Raw genomic sequence first — 3274 nt, 5'->3', positions numbered from 1 at the left:
TGGGGAGGGGCCCCGAGGTGATTATAACTATGAATTAAGGGGGGGTAGCCAGCCCCAAATGGTCTTTAAACCTGGATATCTGGGAGTTGGAGACAACATTGTTATTTTTTATTATACATTGGGTGCGAATGCAAGTGGGGCTTTTCCTGGTTATGTCATGCAAAAGGATAGTGAGGGGAATTTTACTTACCCTTTAAACATATCTCCAGGACAAGACATTACTTTCTATTTTACTTACAGTGTGCCTGAAGGGGGGGAGCGAAATAGCCTAAACAATAAGGTGACCGTTAGCTACCAAGGAGAGGACCCAGGAGAAGACCCAACACCGGAAATCTCAATTACCAGCCCAAGCCATAACCAGGAGTTTGTCGGTTTGCCATCTCGTATTAGTTTAAGTGCTAATACCACCATTTCTTCGGGATCTATTAGTCGAGTAGAATACTATGCGAATAATCAGAAAATTGCAGAAAGTAATCTTCCTCCGTACCAAGCGTTTTGGAATGCTAGCCAAGCCGGAAATTATACTATTTATGCCAAGGCCATTAGTGATAAAAATGTAGAGGAAACATCGGGTACTGTTGCTATTACTGTAGAAGCTGATGAACCAACCATGCCAGTATTAGCGCGAATTGATATTCCAGGAGCTTCATCAGCCATAAAAGTAGGAGAAAGTTTCCAATTTACAGCTAGGGGAATTGACGAAAATGGTAACTCAATGAGTGTTTCTCCTTCCTGGAGTGTAAGTGGCGGAGGAAGTATTTCTTCAAATGGTCTTTTTACGGCTTCAGCAGCAGGAACATTCACTGTAACGGCCAGCAGCTCGGGAATAACAGGAAATCAAACATTTACCGTGGAAAATAATGATCCTGGAAACCCTTCAGATGAAAATTGTGTAGGTGAAGGCCCAAATGGGGATTACACCTATGAGGTTGAATCAGGAGATAGCCCTACCATAACCTTTAAAGCAGGTCGTCCAGGAGTAGGAAATCAAATTGTATTGCTTTACTATACGGTGAATGGGGGTGGTCAGCCTTACCCAGGTTATCAAATGACGGCTAATGGAGATGGTACTTTTGCGGCTCAACTTAATGCCAGAGAAGGACAAACTGTTAATTTCTATTTTACTTATAGTGTGCCTGAGGGAGGAGAACGTAACTCTATGAATAATGAGCATTCCATTACCATTGGGGATTGTAGCGGATCTACTGATCCTGGTACAGGAACTCCTGTACTTTCAAATATTGTAATTTCTACCCCAAGTAGCCCAATTTCAATTGGTCAGAGCTATACATTCACAGCCAGAGGACTTGATCAAAATGGCAATGAAATGAGTGTAGACTTCGAGTGGAGCGTGAATGGTGGGGGGCAAATTAATGCTCAAACCGGTGCCTTTACAGCCACGACGAGTGGAAATTATACGGTGACCGCACGAATCGGAGAGATTTCTAGGTCTGCATCATTTAGGGTTGGAGAACCTACAGATGGTGGAGGTGATTTGCCTGATTGTAATTTATTGGAACAGTTGATTAACGGGCCGGATGCTGCCAGAAACAGGTCTATCTTTGATTGATGATGATCTATTTTCAACAGGAGTAAGGTAATGAAAAACTCTCCTTCCTTTTATTAATAAAGAAATTAAGAATTTATAAGTAATAAAATGCAATGAATTCAATAGTAAAACAAATTAGTGCTTTTGTCCTCCTTGTCCTTTTATTGGCAAGCTGTAAGGAAGATTTTCAAGACGAGGTGATCAATGAAAATGAAATAGTGGCTGCAGGCCAAACCCTGAAACTAACCATGAGCAATGGTACAAACGGAGCCTTTTCGGATGACGAAATATATTATGCTGTAATTGGCTTAACTCCAGGTGGTAGTTTTGGTTATGTAAACCCTCAAGGCCAAATGATAGCTATGTCTACAGCAGATAATGAAGCTCCAAATAAATTGACCAAAAACGGAGAAAACTATAGTAACTTTTTCATGAAGCTTAGTGATGTTCCTGTTTTAAATGTCCCACAGATGCAATCTGGTCGGATTTTTATTGGGTTGGGTTCACCACTTTATATTAAGTCCTTTGATGATGGATTTGCAGGTCCTAATTTTGCTAATGCTAGCGATCCAAATATTGATGTATTTATTGAATATGCTGAATTTACCTTTAGTGAAGGTGGTTTCTGGGGAAACACCACACAAGTTGATCAATTTGGTTTCCCAATGACGATGCAGCTGGTTAATGAAAGTGGTATGACCCAAACTGTCGGAATGACCGATTCCAGATCTGATATAATTGAAGCGTTTAAATGTTCCGTTCCGCAGGAATTTGTACAGTTGGCTGAGAAACAATCTCCTTATCGGGTTTTGGCTCCTATCCAGGGAGGATTTAATGACGGAGAGGAACATGCCAATTATTTTGATTCGTATATTGATAAAATGTGGGATAAGTATAAAAGTGAGGATTTAGTTATCGTAAGAGATGGCGTTACCTGGCGTGGAAGAGTTATTAATAATGTGTTGACCTATACGAATGAATCAGGAGAATCTTACACGGTTAAAAAACCCACTTCTCCAGAGGTATTCCGTTGCGATGGCGTATTTAACGATCGAACTGGTTTTAGCGGAGATTTAGGTATACAACTTCAGCTTCAGGCTTATACAGGTGCTGCCTTTCAAAGACAGATTATGGGGAACGGACCGAACTGGCCTAACCCTGAGACCTGGTATGCCGATCGCTCAGAAAAAGCCAATTTTTATGCCCAGTTCTGGCATTTCTTTGGTATTCAAGGGTTTGCCTATGGATTTCCTTATGATGATGTTTGGGAGCAAAGTACTTTAGTGCATGACACTAATCCTAGGGACTTAAACATCAATATTACATGGGATTAATGGATATTTATTTCTAAATGTTTAAGTAGATTTTAAGGATCTATTCCTAATCTGCCCCTTTTTTATCTTTGTTTGGCTGAAAATTTTCAGAAAAAATACAGTGATAAAGAAGGGGCTTTTATTTTCTCCCCATCTTATCAAATTTTCTTAATCAGGCTTAACTAATCAAAAATTAAAAAGGAACTTTTTATTTGAGGTAGGAAACTTGGCTAAATGCAAAAAAAAGCAAGGAAATAGGGTTTAAATAAAGTATTTGACTTGACTGTTTTGTCTTAAAATTATTTAATAAATTCTTAAATGGGCACAAAGTTTGTAAGCTTCATCCCTTAAGAATAGAATTATATCAAGAAATACTCTATTCTGTTTTTTAAAACATTTTTAACCTATTTTT

The 3274-nt window shown here is 39.2% G+C and carries 2 protein-coding genes; both read left to right on the top strand.

Annotation, left to right across the window (positions count from 1 at the left end):
* On the top strand, positions 1–1570 hold a 1570-nt coding region (locus E1171_RS23605), incomplete at its 5' end, for an Ig-like domain-containing protein (RefSeq protein WP_187696245.1).
* A gap of 92 nt (positions 1571–1662) precedes the next feature.
* Positions 1663–2883, top strand: a complete 1221-nt coding sequence (locus tag E1171_RS04150) for a glycoside hydrolase family 64 protein (protein ID WP_155204389.1) — start codon at positions 1663–1665, stop codon at positions 2881–2883.
* Positions 2884–3274: the final 391 nt, after the last annotated feature.

The sequence above is a fragment of the Xanthovirga aplysinae genome (genome assembly GCF_009711365.1).
In the GTDB taxonomy this organism is placed as follows: domain Bacteria; phylum Bacteroidota; class Bacteroidia; order Cytophagales; family Cyclobacteriaceae; genus Xanthovirga; species Xanthovirga aplysinae.
The sequence above is the reverse complement of the archived record's forward strand: the minus strand, read 5'-3'. Positions and strand labels throughout refer to the sequence as shown.

Bases quoted from the DNA above. Each gene is read 5' to 3' on its own strand.
- E1171_RS04150 (WP_155204389.1), top strand. From the start codon at position 1,663: ATGAATTCAATAGTAAAACAAATTAGTGCTTTTGTCCTCCTTGTCCTT.